The following is a 21455-nucleotide window of genomic DNA, read 5'->3' as shown; positions in this document are numbered from 1 at the left end:
CCCGGCCCGAAGCCCCAGCCCAGCCAAAAAGCCCTCGCGATTTTGTCGGTCATGAGAACGCCGCGGGGGTGCCATTGGCGGGAAAACGCCTTAAGTTGCGGCCATGTCGAAGAAGCCCGCCGCCGAACCCGCTGAGATCCCGGCCACCACCACCGCGACGATTCCCCCGGTGAAAGCGGCGGGGACCACCATGCAGGGCAAGCACGTCTTTCTGGTGGACGGCTCCTCCTACATCTTCCGCGCCTATCACGCGTTGCCGCCGCTGAGCCGCAAGTCCGACGGGTTGCAGGTCAACGCGGTGCTCGGCTTCTGCAACATGCTGTGGAAGCTGTTGCGCGACATGCCGAAAGACGACAGGCCGACGCACCTTGCGATCATCTTCGACAAGTCCGAGGTGACGTTCCGCAACAAGCTCTATCCCGCTTACAAGGCGCACCGTCCGCCCGCGCCCGACGACCTGATCCCGCAATTCGCGCTGATCCGCGAGGCGGTGAAAGCGTTCGACCTGCCCTGCCTCGAACAGACCGGTTTCGAAGCCGACGACCTGATCGCGACCTACGTGCGGCAGGCGTGCGAGCGCGGCGCGACCGCGACCATCGTCTCCTCGGACAAGGATCTGATGCAGCTGGTCAACGGCTGCGTCACCATGTACGACACCATGAAGGATCGCCGCCTCGGCATCCCCGAGGTGATCGAGAAATTCGGCGTGCCGCCCGACAAGGTCGTCGAGGTGCAGGCGCTGGCGGGCGACAGCGTCGACAACGTTCCGGGCGTGCCCGGCATCGGCGTCAAGACCGCCGCGCAACTCATCACCGAATACGGCGACCTCGACACGTTGCTGGCCCGCGCCGGCGAGATCAAGCAGCCGAAGCGCCGCGAGGCGCTGATCGAGAATGCCGGGAAGGCGCGCATCTCGCGGCAGCTCGTGCTGCTCGACGACCGCGTCGCGCTCGATGTGCCGCTGGACGACCTCGCGGTGCAGGAGCCCGACGCCCGCAAGCTGATCGCCTTCCTCAAGGCCATGGAATTCACCACGCTGACCAAACGCGTGGCTGATTATTCCGAGGTCAACGCGGCCGAGATCGAGCCGGATGCGAAAAACGCCAGCGGCCCCTCGGCCACCGCCCCTTCTGCTCCCTCCCCCCTCGCGGGGGAGGGTCGGGGTGGGGGAGCGATATCAGGCGACCTGTTCGGCTCACCCCCTTCCCTACCCAACAAGGGGAGAGCCAATCTGCAGCATGCCGGGAGAAGCCAGGCCCGAGCAGACGGTCCATTGCTGACACCGCAAGCCCTTGCCGCCGCCCGCCTTGAAGCGGTGCGAAAGCTGCCGGTTCAGCGAGACAGCTACGAGACCATCCGCACGCTTGACCGGCTGCGCGACTGGATCGCCCGCATCGATGACAACGGCAGCTTCGCCTTCGAGACGCTGGCGCCGACCATCGATCCCATGCAGACCGAGCTTTCCGGCATCGCGCTGGCGCTCGCCCCGAACCATGCTTGCTACGTCCCGCTCAGCCACAAGCAGGCCGGCGACAGCGCCGGGCTGTTCGCCGCCGGGCTTGCGCCCGATCAGATCGCGATTGGCGACGCACTGGAGCTCCTGAAGCCGATCCTGGAATCTCGTGGCCACCTGAAGATCGGCCTCAACGTCAAGTTCAGCGCCGTGCTGCTGGCGCAGCATGGCATCGCCATGCAGAATCAGGACGACGTCGAGCTGATCTCCTATGCGCTCGATGCCGGGCGCGGCTCCCATGATCTCGCCTCGCTGGCGAAGCGCTGGCTCGGCCACGCCACATTGAGCCATGGGGAGTTGACTGGCAGCGGCAGAAACAGGCTTGCCTTCGATCAGGTGGCGATCGATCGCGCCACGGCTTACGCGGCGGAATATGCCGATGTGACCTTGCGGCTGTGGCAGGTGCTTAAGCCGCGGCTGGCCGCCGAGCGCATGAATACAGTCTACGAGACGCTGGAGCGGCCGATGGTCGCGACGCTGGCGCAAATGGAACGGCGCGGCATCACCATCGACCGGCAGGCGCTGTCGCGCCTGTCGGGCGAGTTCGCGCAGACCGCGGCCCGGCTGGAAGCCGAGATCCAGCAGCTTGCCGGCGAGCCGATCAATGTCGGCAGCCCCAAGCAGATCGGCGAGATCATGTTCGGAAAGATGGGCCTGCCGGGCGGCAGCAAGACCAAGACCGGCGCATGGTCAACCTCGGCGCAGATCCTCGACGAACTCGCCGAGCAGGGCCACGACTTCCCGCGCAAGATCCTGGACTGGCGGCAGGTCTCCAAACTGAAATCCACCTACACCGACGCCCTGCCCGAATACGTTCATCCCCAGACCAGGCGCGTGCATACGACCTACGCCCTCGCCGCCACGACCACGGGCCGGTTGTCGTCGAACGAGCCGAACCTGCAGAACATCCCGGTGCGCAACGAGGAGGGACGAAAAATTCGCCGCGCCTTCATCGCCGCTCCCGGACACAAACTGGTGTCAGCCGACTACTCGCAGATCGAACTGCGCCTGCTCGCGGAAATCGCCGATATCCCGGTGCTGAAGCAGGCGTTCCTCGACGGCCTCGACATCCACGCCATGACCGCGTCGGAAATGTTCGGCGTACCGGTGCAGGGAATGCCCGGTGAAATCCGCCGCCGGGCCAAGGCCATCAACTTCGGCATCATCTACGGCATCTCGGCGTTCGGCCTCGCCAACCAGCTCGGCATCCCGCGCGAGGAAGCAGCCGCCTATATCAAGAAGTATTTCGAGCGTTTTCCCGGCATTCGCGCCTACATGGACGCGACCCGCGAATTCTGCCGCGAGCACGGCTATGTCACGACCCTGTTCGGCCGCAAATGCCATTACCCGGACATCAAGTCGCCGAACCCGTCGCATCGCGCCTTCAACGAGCGCGCCGCGATCAATGCGCGTCTGCAGGGATCGGCCGCCGATATCATCCGCCGCGCCATGGCGCGGATGGATGATGCTCTCGCGGCGAAGAAGCTGTCCGCGCGGATGCTGCTTCAGGTCCATGACGAGCTGATTTTTGAAGTCCCGGACGAAGAGGTCGCGGCGACGCTGCCGGTGGTGCAGCATGTGATGCAGGACGCGCCGTTCCCCGCGGTGTTGTTGTCGGTGCCGTTGCAGGTCGACGCCCGCGCCGCCGACAACTGGGACGAGGCGCATTAGATCATGTCGCCTTCAGCACCGCACGCTGATCGTTCGCCGTCACAAGGAACAAAACCGCATCAAGTATCAGAGGGTGGGTGCCGAAACCGGCAAGGAGGTCGGCAACGACGATCCCGAACGTCATCGCCGCGACCAGGGAAATGAAGCAGCGGCTGGAGGCGCTGGGGCTCGAAACGTTCTGCAAGACCACCGGCGGCAAGGGCCTGCACGTCGTCACGCCGCTTGCAATCAGACCCAAAGACGGATTGAACTGGAAGCAGGCCAAGATGTTCGCCCTGGCCGTCTGCGAACAAATGGCCGCTGACGCACCCGACAAGTATCTTATCAACATGTCGAAGAAGCAGCACGAGGGTAAGATCTTTCCCGATTATCTTCGCAACGATGCGAAATCGACCGCGACCGGCAGGCTGGTGCGATGACGGCCATGACCGACAGCCGGAAGGTCGCGCTGCTCGGCATTCCCATCGACATGGGCGCATCGCAACGCGGCACCTTGATGGGACCGGCCGCGCTGCGCACCGCAGGCATCACGCCGGTGCTGGAGAGCCTGGGCATCGATGTGGTGGATCACGGCGACATCTCCATCGCAGGGCTCGCGCCGGCAACCGACGCAATTCCCGCCAGGGCCAACAACTACCGCGATATCCAGACCTGGATCCGCGCGCTCAGCCCGCGCGCTTATGATCTGGCGAGGTCCGGCGCGATCCCGATCTTCCTGGGTGGCGACCACAGCCTGTCGATGGGTTCGATCAACGGCGTCGCTCGCTATTGGCATGAACAGGGACGCGAACTGTTCGTGCTGTGGCTCGACGCGCACGCCGACTACAACACGCCGCTGACGACCATGACCGCCAACATGCACGGGATGTCCGCCGCTTTTGTGTGCGGCGAGGCGGGACTTGACGGCCTGCTCGGCGACGAGCCGCGCGCCTCTATCCCGCCGGCGCATCTGGACCTGTTCGGCATCCATTCGATCGACCCGCTTGAGAAGAAGCTGGTGCAGGACCGCCGCATCGCCATCGCCGACATGCGCGCGATCGATGAGTTCGGCGTGGCGGTCTTGATTCATCGCGTCATCGAGCGGGTCAGGGCGCGCAACGGCGTGCTGCATCTTAGCTTCGATCTCGACGTCCTGGATCCCGGCGTCGCGCCCGGCGTCGGCACCACCGTTCCGGGAGGAGCGACCTATCGCGAGGCGCATCTCGTCATGGAGCTGCTGTACGATTCCGGGTTGGTCGGCTCGGTGGATATCGTCGAGCTCAACCCGTTTCTCGATGAGCGCGGGCGGACCGCGCGGGTCGCGGTGGAATTGATCGCCAGCCTGTTCGGGCAGCAGATCACCGACCGTCCGACCCCGAGCAACACGCTGCAACCGGACAGAAGCTGAAACGCGCGAAAGTCGTTCACGCCCGCGAGCAACGGATTGCCCGCAATGTCGATATGCTGGCTTACTCCGCCGCCTCTTTGGCCGCAGGAGCGGCGGCCTTGACCTCGGGATCGACATCGTTTTCGAACTTGGTGAAGTTCTGCTGGAACATGCCGATCAGCGCGCGCGCCGTTTCGTCGAACTTGGTCTTGTCGGCCCAGGTCTTGACGGGATCGAGGATATGCGGCTCGACGCCGGGCACCGAGGTCGGCACAGCGAACCCGAAATACCTGTCATTGTGAAACGGAACGCCGCGCAAGGAGCCGTCGAGCGCCGCGCCGAGCAGGGCGCGCGTCACCTTGATCGGCATCCTGCGGCCGGTCCCGTACTTGCCCCCGGTCCAGCCGGTGTTCACCAGCCAGCAATCGACCTTGTGCTTCGCGATCAAGGCGCGCAGCATGTTGCCGTAAACGCCGGGATGGCGCGGCAGGAACGGCGAGCCAAAACAGGCGGAAAATTCCGGCTGCGGCTCGCTGCCAAGGTCGCGCTCGGTTCCCGCCACCTTTGCCGTATAGCCGGACAGAAAATGATACATCGCCTGCGCCGGCGTCAGCCTGGCGATGGGCGGCAGCACGCCGAAGGCGTCGGCGGCCAGCATGACCAGATTCTTCGGCTGGCCGGCGCAACCTGTCAGCGACGCGTTCGGGATGAATTCGAGCGGATAGGCCGAACGGGTATTCTCGGTCTTCGAGCCGTCGTTGAAATCGGGGATCCGCGCGACTTCGTCATGCACGACATTCTCAAGCACCGCGCCGAAGCGTTTCGAGGCGGCGTAAATCTCGGGCTCGGCCTCGCGCGACAGCCTGATGCATTTGGCGTAGCACCCCCCTTCGAAATTGAAGATGCCGTCCTTGCTCCAGCCGTGCTCGTCGTCGCCGATCAGGGTGCGCCTGGGATCGGCCGACAGCGTGGTTTTACCCGTTCCGGAGAGGCCGAAAAAGATCGCGCTGTCGCCGCCGGGGCCGACATTGGCCGAACAGTGCATCGGCAGCACGTCCTGATCGGGAAGATAATAATTCAGCGTGGTGAAGATGCTTTTCTTCATCTCCCCTGCGTAGTGCGATCCACCGATGAGAATGATCCTGCGGGTGAAATCGATCGCCACAACGTTCTCCGAGCGAACGCCGTGCCGTTTCGGGTCGGCGCGGAAACTCGGCAGGTCGATGACGGTCAGTTCAGGCACGAAGGTAGCAAGTTCTGATATTTCCGGCCGGCGCAGCAGGGTGCGAATAAAAAGCGAGTGCCAGGTCAGCTCGGTGAAAACGCGGGTCCTGATACGGAAATTCGGATCGGCGCCGCCATAGAGGTCCTGCGCGAACAGCGTCATGTTCCGGGCGTGCGCGAGGAAGTCCGAGTACAGCGCGGCGAACTGATCAGGCGTCATCGACTGGTTGCCGGCCCACCAGACACTCTTGTCCGTGGCCGCATCGCGGACCGTGAATTTGTCCTTCGGGCTGCGGCCGGTGAAGACGCCGGTTTCCGCGCATAGCGCGCCATCCGCATTCACCATCGCTTCGCCGGTGCGTAGCGCATGCTCGTAAAGTTGCGGCGCGCCTAAGTTCCAGTGAACGGCCTTGAGATTTTTCAGACCGAACTTGTCGGCGCCAAAGGCGCCGTTACGCACGCCTGTCTCAGGCACGGAAAATTCCTCCTCGTCGAATCCAGGGCGACCTCGGAGCAAACCTAAGCCGCCGCGCGCGCCTTTTCCGCCAGATCCTTCAGAATCACGCGAAGTTCGTCCGGGGTAGCGATCCGCCGCGGAAAATCCAGGCGCAACGCGTCATGCTTGTCGGCGCTCATATCCAGGCCGTCGGGATCGCAGCCGGTGCAGCGCCAGTCGGCCGCCTCAGCGCCGAGCAATCGCGTGGCGTAAAGATTCAAGGCGTCGCGATGATCGCGGTTCACGTGTTCGATCGCATTCTGTTCGGCCGCAACCAACGCTTCAGCGCCCTCAAGGCTGGTCAGAACCTTTTCCGGCTTGAGATCGACGATCCGCCCGAAACCGGCCACCAGATGAACACCGCTCAGGCGAATCCGGAAGAACGAAAAATCGTTGAAATCCGCAAATCCCTCCGCCGAGGGGTGGACGTTCAGATAACGCCTCCGCAAAACCGCCTTGAGTTCCCCATCGGCCTCCTCCGTGGTTCCCGCGACCATGATTCGCGAGCCTTCGAGGGGATCACCGGCCGCGCGCTCGTCCAGCATCAGCGACACCCTGGGGTCGGCGAGCAGATTCCTGGTATGCACCGCAAGGCGCGAAATCAGGAGAATAGGTGAGCCATCATAATGGCTTGCGACATTCACGAGGGAGCAATAGGGGTCGCCGGAGCCGACCATCAAGGTCGCCAGCGCGCCTTGCCGGCTCCGACGCAGCAGTGATCGGGTCAGGTTCGCTGCCGTGAAATTGGCGGTCGGTTGCATGGCCTTACGTCCTTGAATTTGAAAAAATCATCGTCTCAGGCTAAATTGGGTAATCGAAGCGTCAGATAAGGTGAACGAAGGGCTGGGTCCTTCGGGCGTTTTTCGGAAACTCGGTCACACTTCAGCCTCGCTTGCATTGCTCGTTGACTGCGTTCTTAAAGCCACACCAAAGGCAGACGGTCGAATTGTTCGCCTCTCGCCACCCGCTTCGGAAAGCAGGCATATGCCCACAATTGCTCTGGTCGATGACGACCGCAACATTCTTACATCGGTGTCAATTGCGCTCGAAGCCGAAGGCTATCGCATCATGACCTATACCGATGGCGCGTCAGCGCTCGACGGCTTCCGCACCAGCCAGCCGGACCTCGCGATCCTCGACATCAAGATGCCGCGCATGGACGGAATGGAGACACTGCGGCGGCTGCGTCAGAAATCCGACCTGCCCGTGATTTTCCTCACCTCCAAGGACGAAGAGATCGATGAACTGTTCGGTCTCAAGATGGGTGCCGACGACTTCATTCGCAAGCCGTTTTCGCAGCGGCTGCTGGTAGAACGCGTCAAGGCGGTTTTGCGCCGGGCCTGTCCGAAGGATCCCGCCGCCGCGCCCAAGGAGAGCGACGCCAAGGCGCTCGACCGCGGTCTGCTGCGCATGGACCCGGAGCGCCACACCTGCACCTGGAAGAACGAGCCCGTCACCCTGACCGTCACGGAATTCCTGATCCTGCAGGCGCTGGCGACGCGTCCCGGCGTGGTGAAGAGCCGCAACGCGCTGATGGACGCCGCCTATGACGATCAGGTCTATGTCGATGATCGCACCATCGACAGCCACATCAAGCGGCTGCGCAAGAAGTTCAAGGTCGTCGACGACGACTTCGAGATGATCGAGACCCTTTATGGCGTGGGTTACCGCTTCAAGGAAACCTGATAACCTCGGGCGCGCAGCCCGTAAACCGGATGTGAAATGACACATCCGGTTTGCTTTCGGTGCGAAAGCGAACCTTCGTCGTCCTGACCGCGGCGCCAAGTCGTGAAGATATGCGGGAATGACGGCGATCGTGATTTGGTGCAACCAGGCAGTTTCAGTCATTGCTGGATCGAACGCAGCCTGATCTTGATCCCGACGCCGAGGACACCTCGCAGGTTCTCGCGGCGGAAGGTCCTGCCGATAAGCAAGGTCTTGCCGATGCGCAAAATCTTGCCGGTGCGCAAAGTCTTGCCGATGCGGAAGGTCTCGCCGATCAGGTCGAACGGACACCGTACCGGCAACGGCCGCTTGAATGGCTGAGGCGCGCGGGGCAGTTTCTTTTCACGCTCAGTTTTTCGAGCCTGACCCGCCGCATCGTATCGCTGAATCTGGCCGGCCTGATCGCGCTGGTCGCCAGCATCCTCTATCTCTCGCAGTTTCGCGCCGGCCTGATCGATGCGCGCGCGCAAAGTCTGCTGGTGCAGGGCGAGATCATAGCAAGCGCCATCGCCGCCTCGGCCACGGTCGAGACCAATACGATCACCATCGATCCGGACCGCCTGCTCGATCTCAAGCCCGGCGAGAGCTACGGCGCGCCGGACGAAATTTCAGGGCTGGACTTTCCGATCAATCCCGAGCGCGTCGCCCCCGTGCTGCGGCGGCTGATCTCTCCGACCAAGACCCGCGCGCGCATCTATGATCGCGACGGCGTGCTGATTCTCGACAGCCGCAGCCTTTTTCGCCGCGGCGATGTCATACGTTTCGAACTGCCGCCCCCGACCGACGTCAAGCCGGGCTTCATCGAACGCACCACGATCGCGATCCGCACCTGGCTCAACCGGGGTGATCTTCCGCTCTATCGCGAACTCGGACCCGAAAACGGCAACGGCTATCAGGAGGTTGCGGAGTCGTTGAAGGGCGAGAAGTCCAGCATGGTGCGCATCAACGATCGGGGCGAAATCATCGTCTCCGTCGCCGTTCCGGTGGAGCGCCCGCGCTCCACCATTTTCGGCTCGCTGATGCTGTCCACGCAAGGCGACGATATCGACCAGATGGTCATGGCTGAGCGGCTGGCGATCCTGAAAGTATTCGGCGTCGCCATGATCGTCATGATCGTGCTGTCGCTGCTGCTCGCCAGCACCATCGCCGGACCGGTGCGGCGGCTCGCGGACGGTGCGGAGCGTGTTCGGCGCCGGATCAAGACGCGCATCGAGATTCCCGACTTCACCCGCCGCCGCGACGAAATCGGTCACCTGTCCGGCGCACTGCGCGACATGACCGACGCGCTCTACAACCGCATCGAGGCGATCGAGACTTTCGCGGCCGACGTCTCGCATGAACTGAAGAACCCCCTCACCTCGCTGCGCTCGGCGGTGGAAACCCTTCCGCTTGCGAAAACCGAGGCCAGCCGCGGCCGGCTATTGGAAGTGATCGACCACGATGTCCGCCGGCTTGACCGGTTGATTTCCGACATATCCGACGCCAGCCGACTCGACGCCGAGCTGCAGCGGCAGGACGAGGCGCCCGTCGATATCCGGCGTCTTCTGACCACGCTGACATCGGTCGCGAACCAAACCAGGCTCGGCCGCGACATCAGCGTCGATGTCCGCTTCGAAGGCAGCGCCGGCGACGCCTTCTCGGTGCCGGGACATGACCTGCGACTGGGGCAGGTGATCTCCAATCTCCTGACCAACGCGCAATCGTTCTCGAAACCCGGCGGCCGCGTGCGCATTCTATGCCGCCGCCTGAAATCCGAAATCGAGATCGTGGTGGATGACGACGGTCCGGGCATTCGTCCCGACGCGCTGGAGCGCGTATTCGAGCGCTTCTACACCGACCGGCCCCACCAGGGTTTCGGTCAGAACTCCGGGCTTGGCCTTTCGATCTCCAAGCAGATCATCGAAGCGCATCGCGGACGGATCTGGGCTGAAAACCGCCCCGGACCGACTGATACCCATGGCGACATCCGGATCGCCGGCGCGCGTTTCATCGTCCGGCTGCCCGCCACATGACCCCCTCGTCCGGTCCGACGATCGGTCCGACGATCCATGGCTCCGCGGTCCTGGTGGGAGATCGAGCCGTTCTGATCCGCGGCCCCTCGGGCGCCGGAAAGTCGCGCCTTGCCTTCGACCTCATTCTCGCCGGCCGGGGCGGCCAGCTCCCCGAAACAACACTGGTCGGCGACGACCGCCTCTTCGTGACCCCGTTCCGCAACGGACTTCTGGTCAGGCCGCCGTCCGAACTCGAGGGATTGATAGAAATCCGCGGGCTCGGGATTCGCCGGTGCGCTTTTGTCGCAGAGGCGCGGGTCGGCCTCGTGATCGATCTCGACGCGCCCGACGCGGAGCGCCTGCCGCCGCCGAAAGCGCTGCGAACCACCATTTCGGAGGTCGAACTGGCGCGAATCCCGGTTGCCTCCGGCTTTCCGCCACTTCCGATCGCCATCGCCGCGCTGACGACTATCCCAGGTTGCACCGAGACGCGGGAGGCCGCCGATTGCCGGAAGAAATCCCGATAACCATATAGACCTCACTGTTGCCACGGAGCAAACCGTCAAGCCTGGGGACGCTTTTCAGGGAAAAAACCTCGACGCCCTCTTGCGTGAGGGCTCCGGATGGTCAAAGTGACCCGTTCGTGCGGTGCACCAAAAGCACCCGCGAGGAGTTGTCAATGATTGGTCTGGTACTTGTGACCCACGGGCGCCTCGCCGACGAATTCAAGGCCGCGCTCGAACACGTAATGGGCCCGCAAAAGCAAATCGAAGCCATTACCATCGGCGCCGAGGATGACGCCGACCTGTGCCGAAGCGATATCATCGAAGCCGTGAACCGGGTCGACAGCGGCGACGGCGTCGCGATTCTGACCGACATGTTCGGCGGCACGCCTTCAAACCTCGCGATCTCCTGCATGAGCCGGCCCAAGGTCGAGGTGCTCGCGGGAATCAACCTTCCGATGCTGGTGAAGCTCGCCAAGGTGCGCGAGGAGCGCACGCTGGCCGACGCCATCGCGATGGCGCAGGAGGCCGGGCGTAAGTACGTGACGATCGCCAGCCGGGTGCTTGCCGGGAAATGACCGGGCAGCCGGACGACGAAGCCGCACCAACGGTGGACGGCGCATCTGCCGCCTGTACGGTCTCCCGCGACATGTCGATCGTCAACAAGCGGGGCCTTCATGCGAGGGCGTCCGCGAAGTTCGTGCAGATGGTGGAACGCTTCAACGCCGATGTCAGCGTCACCCGCAACGGCGAGACCGTCGGCGGCAATTCGATCATGGGATTGATGATGCTGTCCGCGGGGATCGGAACGACCATCACCGTCTCCGCGACCGGTCCGCAGGCCCGGGCGGCGATCGCCGCGATCGCCGATCTCATCGGCAACAGATTCGACGAGGACGAGTGATCCTCCTCCGCCCTTGCCGCGCACCGCCGCCAGAAAGCGTTTCCCGAGGCTTGAGGCTTGCTTGCCCGCCGTTCGGGCGGGTGCTATCCCGCGCCCCATGACGACGCCCCCCATCGCCAACATCCGCAACTTTTCCATCGTCGCCCATATCGATCATGGGAAGTCGACGCTGGCCGACCGCCTGATCCAGATGACCGGCGGCCTGAGCGATCGGGAAATGGCGGGCAAGGAGCAGGTGCTCGATTCGATGGACATCGAGCGCGAGCGCGGCATCACCATCAAGGCGCAGACGGTGCGTCTGAAGTATCGCGCCAGGGACGGCAAGGACTACGTCTTCAACCTGATGGACACGCCGGGACACGTCGATTTCGCCTACGAGGTTTCACGCTCTCTTGCCGCCTGCGAAGGTTCGCTGCTGGTGGTGGATGCGAGCCAGGGCGTGGAGGCGCAGACCCTCGCCAACGTCTACCAGGCGCTCGACAACAACCATGAGATCGTGCCCGTCCTCAACAAGGTCGACCTGCCCGCCGCCGAGCCGGACAAGGTGAAGCAGCAGATCGAGGACGTGATCGGAATCGACGCCTCCGACGCGGTGATGATTTCGGCCAAGACCGGCCTTGGCGTGCCCGATGTGCTGGAAGCCATCGTCACCCGGCTGCCGCCGCCGAAAGGCGACCGCGAGGCCACGCTGAAGGCGCTCCTGGTCGATAGCTGGTACGACGTCTATCTCGGCGTGGTCGTGCTGATCCGCGTCATCGACGGCGCGCTCAGGAAAGGCAGCCGCATCCGCATGATGGGCACGGGCGCCGCTTACGATGTCGAGCGCGTCGGTTTCTTCACGCCGAAGATGCAGCAGGTCGATGAACTCGGCCCCGGCGAGATCGGCTTCATCACCGCCGCGATCAAGGAAGTCGCGGACACCCGCGTCGGCGACACCATCACCGACGACCGCAAGCCGGTGGCGGAGATGCTGCCCGGCTTCAAGCCGGCGATCCCCGTGGTGTTCTGCGGTCTGTTTCCCGTTGACGCCGACGATTTCGAGACGCTGCGCGCGGCGATGGGCAAGCTGCGCCTCAACGACGCCAGCTTCTCGTTCGAGATGGAAACATCGGCCGCGCTCGGCTTCGGCTTCCGCTGCGGCTTCCTTGGCCTGCTGCATCTTGAGATCATCCAGGAGCGGCTCTCCCGCGAATTCGACCTCAACCTGATCGCCACCGCTCCGAGCGTCATCTACAGGATGAAGCTGACGGACGGCGTGGAGATCGAGATTCACAATCCGATCGACATGCCGGACGTGGTGAAGATCGCCGAGATCGAGGAGCCGTGGATCGAGGCCACCATCCTCACGCCCGACGAATATCTCGGCAGCGTGCTGAAGCTGTGCCAGGACCGCCGCGGCGTGCAGAAGGAACTCACCTATGTCGGCGCGCGGGCGATGGCGAAATACGACCTGCCTCTCAACGAGGTCGTGTTCGACTTCTACGACCGGCTCAAGTCCGTCTCCAAGGGCTACGCCTCGTTCGATTATCATCTCACCGACTACAAGCCGGCCGATCTCGTGAAGATGCAGATCCTCGTCAACGGCGAGCCGGTCGATGCGCTGTCCATGCTGGTGCATCGCACCCGCGCCGAAGGCCGCGGCCGCGCCATGGTCGAGAAGATGAAAGAGCTGATCCCGCCGCACATGTTCCAGATTCCGATCCAGGCGGCGATCGGCGGCAAGGTGATCGCGCGCGAGACGGTGCGCGCGCTGCGCAAAGACGTCACCGCGAAGTGCTACGGCGGCGATGTCAGCCGCAAAAGAAAACTTCTGGAGAAGCAGAAGGAAGGCAAGAAGAAGATGCGGCAGTTCGGCAAGGTCGACATCCCGCAGGAAGCCTTCATCGCCGCGCTGAAGGTCGATAGCTGACGCTTCAAATCAGGCTTGCTTCCCGCAGCACGGCCGCAGGAACCCTCGCAACGGCCCGACGTTTCGAATCCATCGAAACGCAATCGGGAGAGGCGTCATGCCGCGCGGCGACAAATCAGCCTATACAGGCAAGCAGAAGCGCAAGGCCGAACACATCGAGCAAGGATACGAGAAGCGCGGCGTGAAGAAGCAAGAAGCCGCGCGCCGGGCGTGGGCGACCGTCAACAAGGAGAGCGGCGGCGGCAAGAAGAGCGGCTCGGGCCGCGGCCGCAAGACCACGAACGTCGCATCGAAACGCGGCGGCAAACTTGGCGGCAAGGCTTCGGCTGCCCGTCCGGCGGCCGATCGGTCGCGCGCGGCAAAGAAAGCCGCGGCGACCCGCAAGCGCAATGCCGCCAAGCGTTCCCCGGCAAAATCGAAACGCTCTCCGGCCAGGAAGGCCGCCGGCAAGCGATAACGGAGCACGACCCGCGAGCACGGATCGGCAGGCAGCCACAACCGAAGCTACCACGGCGCGGGCCAGGATTGATTGAGCCGAAAGGTCCGCCGGCTGATATTTCAAGAGAGAAGTGAGCGGAGGCCATCCGGCATCGCCTGTCGCGGTTTCGATAGGCGAGCGGGTATTCATATCGCTCGAAAACGCTATAGAATCGCCGCTCATGAACATCCGCGCGATTCTCTCCCTGCTTCTGTTCTCCGGTTTCGCCGCCCCGATCGGCGCCTTGACGCCGAGCGCGCTCGCGCAAGATAAAGGCACGCTGCACCCGAAGCCGCTGCCGCCATTGGCCAATCCCGACGATCCCGCATTGGCCGCCAAGCAACTGTTTGGCCGCAAGACGTTGCCGGCCGCCGGATCGCCTTACGTGATCGGCTTCTACGCGCGGGGCTGCATTGCCGGGGCGGAGGCGCTGCCGGTCAGCGGTCCGACCTGGCAGGTGATGCGGCTGTCGCGCAACCGCAACTGGGCGCATCCGGCGATGGTCGCGCTGCTTGAACGGGTGTCGGCGAAGGCGCGCAGGGACGCCGGCTGGCCGGGGCTTCTGATCGGCGACATGGCCCAGCCGCGCGGCGGTCCGATGCTCACCGGTCATGCCAGCCACCAGATCGGACTCGATGCCGACATCTGGCTCACGCCGATGCCGAACCGGCTGTTGTCGCGCAACGAGCGCGAGGAGATGTCGGCAGTCATGATGGTGCGCCGCGACCGCCTCGATATCGACCCCCACGCCTGGACGCCGAGCCACCTCAGCGTCATCCGTGCCGCGGCCCGGGAGCCCGCAGTCGAGCGCATTTTCGTCAATGCCGCGATCAAGAAGGCGCTCTGCCGCGAAGCGCGAGGCGACCGCAGCTGGCTCTCGAAGGTTCGCCCGATGTACGGCCACGACTATCACTTCCACATTCGCATCAAGTGTCCGCCGGGCAACCCGCAGTGCGAATCCCAGCGTCCGCCGGAGCCGGCCGAGGGATGCGGCGCGCAGGATCTGGCCTACTGGTTCAGCGACGCCGTGCTGCATCCGAAACCGCCGAAGACGCCGCCAAAGCCGAAGCCCCCGATTACATTGTCGCAACTGCCTGCGGCCTGCCGCCAGGTTCTGGCGGCGCCGGACGCCCGCCAGTAGCTGGGAACGGCGGAAAACCGGCGACCGCAAGCTCTTTACGTATATATCGCTCCGCTGATATTATCAGCGAGCGATCTTTCCGGCCGGCCGTAAGCCCGCTGGAAATCCTGGAACGGCGCTTCCGTCGATCGTCTCGTCAATCCCTCGCACAACCTGCGCGATCATTCGCGCCGGATCGATCTGGAGCGTCATATGAAAACCGTCACACGTTCATTGCTCGCGGCATTGCTGGTGGGTGCCACCTTCGTTCTGCCGGCCTCCGCAAAGGATGCAAAGCCCTCGGCCGCGACGCCCGCCGCGCAGGCCAAGACCCTCACGGTGTTCGCCGCCGCCTCGCTGAAGAACGCGCTCGATGAGGTGGACAACGCCTACGCCGCCAAGACCGGCGTCAAGATCACCGCGAGCTACGCGGCAAGTTCCGCGCTGGCCAAGCAGATCGAGCAGGGCGCGCCTGCGGACGTCTTCGTGTCCGCGGACATTGCCTGGATGGACTATGTGAACGGCAAGAAGGCCATCGTCGAGCCGACCCGCGTCAACCTGCTCGGCAACAGCATCGTATTGATCGCGCCAAAGGATTCAAAGATCGACAATGTCACCATTGATCAGGGTTTTGATCTCGCCCGGCTCGCCGGCGACGGCAAGATCGTGACCGGCGACGTCAAGGCGGTGCCTGTCGGAAAATACGCGAAGGCGGCGCTGGAGAAGCTCGGCGCATGGACGGCGGCGGAACCCAAAGTCGCGATGGCGGAGAATGTGCGCGCGGCGCTGGCGCTGGTGGCGCGCAACGAAGCCGTGCTCGGCATCGTCTATTCCACCGACGCCAGGGTCGAACCCGGCGTGAAGGTCGTCGGCACCTTCCCGGCATCCTCATACCCGGCGATCGTCTATCCCGTGGCGGCGACTTCAACCGCGCATAAGGATACAGCGGATTATCTCGCCTTCCTGCGCAGTTCGGAAGCCAAGGCGATCTTCGAGAAACATGGCTTCACGTTTCTGGTCGATCCTACGACCTGAGCGCTGCCGGGCAAAGCGAGTTCGCGACAAGATCGGCTCGTGCGTTCGGCTCATGACATAAAGCAACCCGGCGTTCCCGCGGGACGGCCGGGTTGCTTCGTCGCGGACGCGACGATTCACTCAATCCCGAGCCTGGGAAACACCTCCGAGACCTCATGTTTGATATCTCGACACCTGAATGGATGGCGGTGCTGCTCTCGCTCAAGGTCGGAGTCGTTGCAACGGTGGTGGCGACGCCGATCGCCATCGCGCTGGCGTGGGCTCTGGCGCGCTACGAATTCTGGGGCAAATCGATTGTCGATGCCGCCGTTCATCTGCCGCTGGTGCTGCCTCCCGTCGTCACCGGCTATCTGCTGCTTCTGACCTTCGGCAAGCGCGGGCTTGTCGGAGGCTGGCTCGACGATCATCTCGGAATCGTGTTCGCCTTTCGCTGGACCGGCGCGGCGCTTGCCTGCGGCGTGATGTCGTTTCCGCTGCTGGTGCGGCCGATCCGGCTGTCGATCGAGGCCATCGACCGGCGGCTGGAACAGGCCGCCAGCACGCTTGGAGCCTCGCCATGGAAGGTCTTCGCCACGGTGACATTGCCGCTGGCGCTGCCCGGCATTCTGGCGGGCATGGTGCTCGGCTTCGCCAAAGCGATCGGCGAATTCGGCGCGACCATCACCTTCGTCTCCAATATTCCCGGCGAAACCCAGACGATCTCCTCGGCGATCTATTCGCTGATCCAGACCCCCGACGGGGATGCCGCTGGGATGCGGCTGGTGATCATATCGATCGCGATGTCCATGGCGGCGCTGATCGCCTCCGAGGTGTTCACACGGCGCGCGACGCGGCGCCTGCACGGAATCTGAGCATGCTGCGCGTCGAGGTTTCGAAACAGCTTGGCCAGTTCTCGGTCGATGTCGCGTTCGCCAGCGAAGGACGCGTCACCGGACTGTTCGGACCGTCGGGCTCGGGCAAGACATCGCTGGTCAGCATGATCGCGGGGCTCATGACCCCGGATCGCGGCGTCATCTCGGTCGATGGCGAAGCGCTCGACGACACCACGCGACGCTTCCACGTCCCCGTTCATCGCCGACGCATCGGTTACGTCTTCCAGGACGCCCGGCTGTTTCCCCATCTCGATGTGCGGCGGAACCTCGACTACGGACGATGGATGAACCGGCTGACCAGAGATGTCGCGCAGGAGAAACGCCTCAGCGAGATGCTCAATATCGGCCACCTGCTCGATCGCCGGCCGGGCCAGCTTTCCGGCGGCGAGCGGCAACGGGTGGCGCTTGGCCGCGCGTTGCTGGCGCAGCCCCGGCTGCTGTTACTGGATGAACCTCTGGGATCGCTGGATGAAGACCGGAAGGCGGAAATCCTGCCCTACCTTATGCGGTTGCGCGACGAAGCCGGCGTGCCGATGGTTTATGTCAGCCATGACCCGGATGAACTGCGCCAGCTCGCTTCGCACATCGTGATGCTCAAGCGCGGCCGGGTCGCGGCATTCGGCGGCCCCGAGGTCCTGCCCGCTTAACCCGAAAATGCCCATGCGTGGTCATGTCCCGGCAACCGCCGACCAGGCCTTCGCCGCTTTCTGCTTCAATGCGCCCATTCTGGACGGCGGCGACCGCTTCTCCTCGCCTTCGGGCAGGCGGAGTCCGACGACATTGACGCGGCCCTGGCTGATGTTGCGTGCGACCAGAACGATGGCGTCGAGCGGCAGGGTCGCCCCCTCTTTCGGCGCGCGGTCGAGATGCACATCGAAGTAATCCGCCAGCGTCAGCTCGGCGGCGGCTGGGTCGATCGAAATGCCATAGATCTGCGCGATATCGCCAAGAGCGATTTCCCCGGAGACCAGGAAGTCGCCCAGCAGATGCGGGTCCGGCGACGCCATCGGCTGCATATCGACGAAAAAGCGGTCGAGGGCCTCGGCCTTTTCCGGCGGCGCCAACAGATAGAGGTAGTCACCCGCCTCGATCGGTTCGGCTTCAGCGGGCGTCAGGATTTTCTCATTGCGGATCACGAGGGTCGGCTTCGACCATGACGGAATCAGCCCGCGCCGAAGAAACAGGCTTGTCGGCCGCACCGCATAGCCGACCAGCTGTTGTTCAAGCTGCCCCGGCAGATCAAGCTCGACACGGCGCGGCCCCCGGTCGGCCCGCGGCAGCGCCACATGCAGCCGCCGGGCAGCCGGAGCAAGCGTCCAGCCCTGCAGCAAAAGCGAGATGATCACCACCACGAACGCGACGTCGAAATACAGATACGCCTTCGACAGCCCGACCAGCATCGGAATCGAGGCAAGAAAGATGGCAACCGCCCCCCGCAGCCCGGTCCAGGCAATGAACAGCTTTTCCCGCCAATTGAAGGGAAACGGAGCGAGGCATAAAAACACCGCAAGCGGCCGCGCCACCAGCATCAGCACGAACGCGACGAGCACCGCGGGCAGCGCGCTGTCCATCAGGCGGTACGGCGAGACCAGCAGGCCGAGCAGCACGAACATCACGATCTGCGCCAGCCAGGTCGCGGCGTCGAGGAAGGTCACCACCGAGCTGTGCGCGCGCGTGGGGCGATTGCCGATGATGATTCCCGCGAGATAGACCGCGAGGAACCCCGAGGCGTGGAATATCTGCGCCACCCCGAAAATCACCAGCGCCGCCGTCGTGACGAACGGCGCATGCAACCCCTGGGGAAGCGCCACCCGATTCAGGGCGACGACCACGAGCCGTCCGCCGATCACACCGACGATGCCGCCCAGCATGGATTCCCGGAGAAACTCCATCACCACATGCCAGACCGAACTGTCGCCGACCGAGATCAGCTCGACCAGCATCAGCGTGAGAAACACCGCGAAGGGGTCGTTGGTGCCGGACTCCGCCTCCAGGGTCGCACCAACGCGCGGACGCAGCCGCAACCCCTGCGCGTTAACCAGCAGAAATACCGCCGCCGCGTCGGTGGAGGCGACGACCGCGCCGATCAGCAGCGCCTCGGTCCAGTTGAGGTCGAGCGCATATCTGGCGACCGGCGCCGTGACCAGCGCTGTCAGCAGCACGCCGATCGTGGCGAGCACCATCGAGGGCGCAAGGACCGTTCGGATGCTCTGGAACCGGGTCTTCAGACCGCCGTCGAACAGGATCAGCGCCAGCGCGGCCGAGCCGACGAGATAGGTGTTCTGAACATCGCTGAACGACAGGCCGCCGGGCCCGGAATCACCCGCCAGCATGCCGATGAACAGAAAGACGAGCAGCAAGGGGGCGCCAAACCGCAACGCCAGCAGGCTCGACAGAATTCCGGCCATGACCAGAATCGCGCCGAGCAGGATGGCCAGACTGACCGAATCCAGGGATGCCATCAGAGATCCGAAGCGGTAAACACTTGCACTTTCATCCTTATCGCCGCCGCCGCGGCGCGCCAATCGATTTTCTGCCGATCAGCCTCATTTGGGCGCCGGGCCGCAAACGCGATGCCTCCACACCCGCCTGATCACACCACATGGAATGCTTCAGCTTGCGCTGGCAACGCCATCCATTAGATTAGGAGACAGCAACTTCCTTCATCCGGATTAAGACCAGCCGATGAGTTACGTCGAAGCCTCCGAAACCCCCTTGCGAAAGACCGGACAGATCAAACTGCACGGTCCGGGCGGTTTCGCCGGAATGCGCGAGGCCGGAGCCCTGACGGCGCGCTGTCTCGACGAACTCGCCGATTTCGTGAAGCCTGGCGTCCTCACCTCGCAGATCGACGATCTCGTCCGGGAATTCGCCTTCGGCCACGGCGCCTATCCGGCGACGCTGATGTATCGCGGCTATCGCTACTCAACCTGCACGTCGGTCAATCACGTGGTCTGTCATGGGATGCCCGGCGATCGCGTCCTGAAAGAGGGCGATATCGTCAATGTGGACGTCACGTTGATCGTCGATGGCTGGTACGGCGATTCCAGCCGCATGTACCCGGTCGGCCCGATCGCGCGCAAGGCCGAACGGCTGATCGATATCACCTATGAAGCGATGATGCGCGGCATCGCGGCCGTCAAGCCCGGCGCGACCACCGGCGACATCGGTCACGCCATCCAGAGCTTCGTCGAACCCCAGGGCATGAGCGTCGTCCGCGATTTCTGCGGCCACGGGCTCGGCCGCATATTTCACGATGAACCGAACATCATCCATGTCGGACAACCCGGCGAGGGCGTGCGGCTCAGGCCGGGAATGTTCTTTACCATCGAGCCGATGATCAACCTGGGCAAGCCGCATGTGAAAATCCTGTCCGACGGCTGGACCGCCGTCACGCGCGACCGCTCGCTGTCGGCGCAGTTCGAGCATTCGGTCGGCGTGACCCAGACGGGCGTCGAGATCTTCACGCTGTCGCCGCGTCAACTCGACAAACCCGCCTCCGGCGGCTGAACTTCAAGCCGGAAACGGATCGCGCGGATCGCGGACGCTTTCGTCACCCGTCATCCCGAATTGGGGTTGCAAATACCGCGAGCCACGGCAAGGTTGTGGAAACGAGTGGAGCGACGTCGACATTCGCGTCCCCCGCCGGCGCGCTCCGGGAGGGAATGTCAGATTCAAACCTCCGCCGACAGCTTATATTTTGGGGTCCCTTCGATCCTGACATTCGCAAGAAGGCTCGCTGAAACGGGACGCGAATGTTAGAATCGGAATCGGACCACCAGGAATGGTTTGCTCCATCCGATGCCCGCCAACGCCGACAACCCCGCAGGATTCGCCGAAGCGCCGCACTATCATGGGCATCGCGAACGGCTGCGCGAGCGCTTCCGGGACGCCGGGCCCGACGCGCTCAGCGATTACGAGCTGCTCGAAATGGTGCTGTTTCGCGCGTTGCCCCGCCGCGACGTCAAACCGCTGGCGAAATCCCTGATCGGCCGGTTCGGATCATTCGCCGAGGTGGTTCATGCGCCCGACGCCCGGCTCCGCGAGATCAGCGGGCTCGGCGAGGCCGCGATCATCGAGATCAAGCTGATCGCGGCAACCGCAAGCCGGGTCGCCAAGGGACAGTTGAAGCAGCGGACCGTGCTGTCGTCATGGACCGCGGTGATCGACTATTGCCGGACCTCGATGGCGTTCGCCGACAAGGAACAGTTCCGCATCCTGTTCCTCGACAAGCGCAACCAGTTGATCGCCGACGAGGTGCAGCAGGTCGGCACCGTCGATCACACGCCGGTCTATCCGCGCGAAGTCGTCAAGCGCGCGCTCGAACTATCGGCAACCGCGATCATCATGGTCCACAACCATCCCTCCGGCGATCCGACGCCGTCGCAGGCCGACATTCAGATGACGCAGAACATCATCGAGATCGCCAAGCCACTCGGGATCTCCGTGCATGATCACATTATCGTCGGCAAGAACGGCCATGCCAGCCTGAAGGGCCTGCGGCTGATCTGACGCCGTCAGAACATACCACTTGCGGGATGAAGTAAAGCCGCTTCCGAGCGCAAGAGAGTTCTAGAGCGGGATGGGGTTAGGTTGAATCGATTTTGGATTCCCAAATCAGTGTGTTTCTGATTCAGCATGCTGGCTG

Annotated in this window: 18 protein-coding genes and 1 pseudogene; 16 read left to right on the top strand and 3 right to left on the bottom strand. The window is 63.7% G+C overall.

What is annotated here, in order from left to right; genetic code table 11:
• The first annotated feature begins 103 nt into the window (after window positions 1-103).
• The 3 genes and pseudogenes from polA (at window position 104) to rocF (ending at window position 4571) form a co-directional block, all read left to right on the top strand.
• Window positions 104-3184 carry a DNA polymerase I gene (polA, locus tag ACMYR2_RS02440; protein ID WP_347263131.1) on the top strand — a complete coding sequence of 1027 codons (3081 nt, stop codon included), beginning with the start codon at window positions 104-106 and terminating at the stop codon, window positions 3182-3184.
• A 116-nt stretch (window positions 3185-3300) separates the two neighbouring features.
• A pseudogene (locus ACMYR2_RS02435) lies at window positions 3301-3594 on the top strand (ATP-dependent DNA ligase); the annotation flags it as partial.
• 5 nt (window positions 3595-3599) lie between these two features.
• Window positions 3600-4571: an arginase gene (rocF, locus tag ACMYR2_RS02430; protein WP_416193616.1), complete on the top strand. Its 972-nt coding sequence runs from the start codon at window positions 3600-3602 to the stop codon at window positions 4569-4571.
• Between the two features lie 61 nt (window positions 4572-4632).
• Here the strand turns inward: rocF and ACMYR2_RS02425 are convergent, their stop codons facing one another.
• Both ACMYR2_RS02425 and ACMYR2_RS02420 read right to left on the bottom strand, forming a co-directional pair.
• A complete protein-coding gene (locus tag ACMYR2_RS02425; RefSeq protein WP_347263129.1) occupies window positions 4633-6249 on the bottom strand; it encodes a phosphoenolpyruvate carboxykinase in 1617 nt (538 codons plus the stop codon).
• A 44-nt stretch (window positions 6250-6293) separates the two neighbouring features.
• Entirely contained in the window at window positions 6294-7031 is a 738-nt protein-coding gene (locus tag ACMYR2_RS02420) for a HugZ family protein (RefSeq protein WP_347263128.1), read from the bottom strand.
• A 223-nt stretch (window positions 7032-7254) separates the two neighbouring features.
• Here ACMYR2_RS02420 and ACMYR2_RS02415 point away from each other — a divergent pair, with 223 nt between their 5' ends.
• From ACMYR2_RS02415 to modC, 11 genes are all read left to right on the top strand, one after another.
• On the top strand, window positions 7255-7956 hold the full coding sequence (locus tag ACMYR2_RS02415; protein WP_011313680.1) for a response regulator transcription factor: 702 nt from the start codon (window positions 7255-7257) through the stop codon (window positions 7954-7956).
• Between the two features lie 161 nt (window positions 7957-8117).
• Window positions 8118-10007, top strand: a complete 1890-nt coding sequence (locus ACMYR2_RS02410; RefSeq protein WP_416193615.1) for a stimulus-sensing domain-containing protein — start codon at window positions 8118-8120, stop codon at window positions 10005-10007.
• Window positions 10004-10513: an HPr kinase/phosphatase C-terminal domain-containing protein gene (locus ACMYR2_RS02405; protein WP_347263126.1), complete on the top strand. Its 510-nt coding sequence runs from the start codon at window positions 10004-10006 to the stop codon at window positions 10511-10513. Before ACMYR2_RS02410 ends, ACMYR2_RS02405 begins: the two co-directional genes overlap by 4 nt.
• A gap of 152 nt (window positions 10514-10665) precedes the next feature.
• The gene (locus ACMYR2_RS02400; RefSeq protein WP_347263125.1) at window positions 10666-11067 is read left to right on the top strand and encodes a PTS sugar transporter subunit IIA; all 402 of its coding nucleotides are present in this window, start codon (window positions 10666-10668) and stop codon (window positions 11065-11067) included.
• The gene (locus ACMYR2_RS02395; RefSeq protein WP_347263124.1) at window positions 11064-11393 is read left to right on the top strand and encodes an HPr family phosphocarrier protein; all 330 of its coding nucleotides are present in this window, start codon (window positions 11064-11066) and stop codon (window positions 11391-11393) included. The genes ACMYR2_RS02400 and ACMYR2_RS02395 overlap by 4 nt, the downstream gene beginning before the upstream one ends.
• A gap of 97 nt (window positions 11394-11490) precedes the next feature.
• Window positions 11491-13302 (top strand): translation elongation factor 4, encoded by a 1812-nt coding sequence (gene lepA, locus ACMYR2_RS02390; RefSeq protein ID WP_416193614.1) that lies wholly within the window; start codon window positions 11491-11493, stop codon window positions 13300-13302.
• Between the two features lie 97 nt (window positions 13303-13399).
• A complete protein-coding gene (locus ACMYR2_RS02385) occupies window positions 13400-13759 on the top strand; it encodes a plasmid stabilization protein (protein WP_347265110.1) in 360 nt (119 codons plus the stop codon).
• A gap of 202 nt (window positions 13760-13961) precedes the next feature.
• Window positions 13962-14921 carry a penicillin-insensitive murein endopeptidase gene (mepA, locus tag ACMYR2_RS02380; protein WP_347265111.1) on the top strand — a complete coding sequence of 320 codons (960 nt, stop codon included), beginning with the start codon at window positions 13962-13964 and terminating at the stop codon, window positions 14919-14921.
• Window positions 14922-15113: 192 nt separating this feature from the next.
• Window positions 15114-15935, top strand: a complete 822-nt coding sequence (gene modA / locus ACMYR2_RS02375) for a molybdate ABC transporter substrate-binding protein (RefSeq protein ID WP_347265112.1) — start codon at window positions 15114-15116, stop codon at window positions 15933-15935.
• Between the two features lie 155 nt (window positions 15936-16090).
• Window positions 16091-16786 (top strand): molybdate ABC transporter permease subunit, encoded by a 696-nt coding sequence (gene modB / locus ACMYR2_RS02370; protein ID WP_347265113.1) that lies wholly within the window; start codon window positions 16091-16093, stop codon window positions 16784-16786.
• 2 nt (window positions 16787-16788) lie between these two features.
• Window positions 16789-17454 carry a molybdenum ABC transporter ATP-binding protein gene (modC, locus tag ACMYR2_RS02365; protein ID WP_347265114.1) on the top strand — a complete coding sequence of 222 codons (666 nt, stop codon included), beginning with the start codon at window positions 16789-16791 and terminating at the stop codon, window positions 17452-17454.
• A 21-nt stretch (window positions 17455-17475) separates the two neighbouring features.
• Here modC and ACMYR2_RS02360 read toward each other — a convergent pair whose 3' ends face one another.
• The gene (locus ACMYR2_RS02360; protein WP_347265115.1) at window positions 17476-19269 is read right to left on the bottom strand and encodes a potassium/proton antiporter; all 1794 of its coding nucleotides are present in this window, start codon (window positions 19267-19269) and stop codon (window positions 17476-17478) included.
• Between the two features lie 223 nt (window positions 19270-19492).
• Here ACMYR2_RS02360 and map point away from each other — a divergent pair, with 223 nt between their 5' ends.
• Complete coding sequence (gene map / locus ACMYR2_RS02355) at window positions 19493-20317, top strand: type I methionyl aminopeptidase (RefSeq protein ID WP_347265116.1); 825 nt, start codon at window positions 19493-19495, stop codon at window positions 20315-20317.
• 291 nt (window positions 20318-20608) lie between these two features.
• Window positions 20609-21319: a RadC family protein gene (radC, locus tag ACMYR2_RS02350; RefSeq protein ID WP_416193613.1), complete on the top strand. Its 711-nt coding sequence runs from the start codon at window positions 20609-20611 to the stop codon at window positions 21317-21319.
• Window positions 21320-21455: the final 136 nt, after the last annotated feature.

It is taken from the genome of Nitrobacter sp. TKz-YC01 (assembly GCF_047824785.1).
GTDB lineage: Bacteria > Pseudomonadota > Alphaproteobacteria > Rhizobiales > Xanthobacteraceae > Nitrobacter.
The sequence above is the reverse complement of the archived record's forward strand: the minus strand, read 5'-3'. Positions and strand labels throughout refer to the sequence as shown.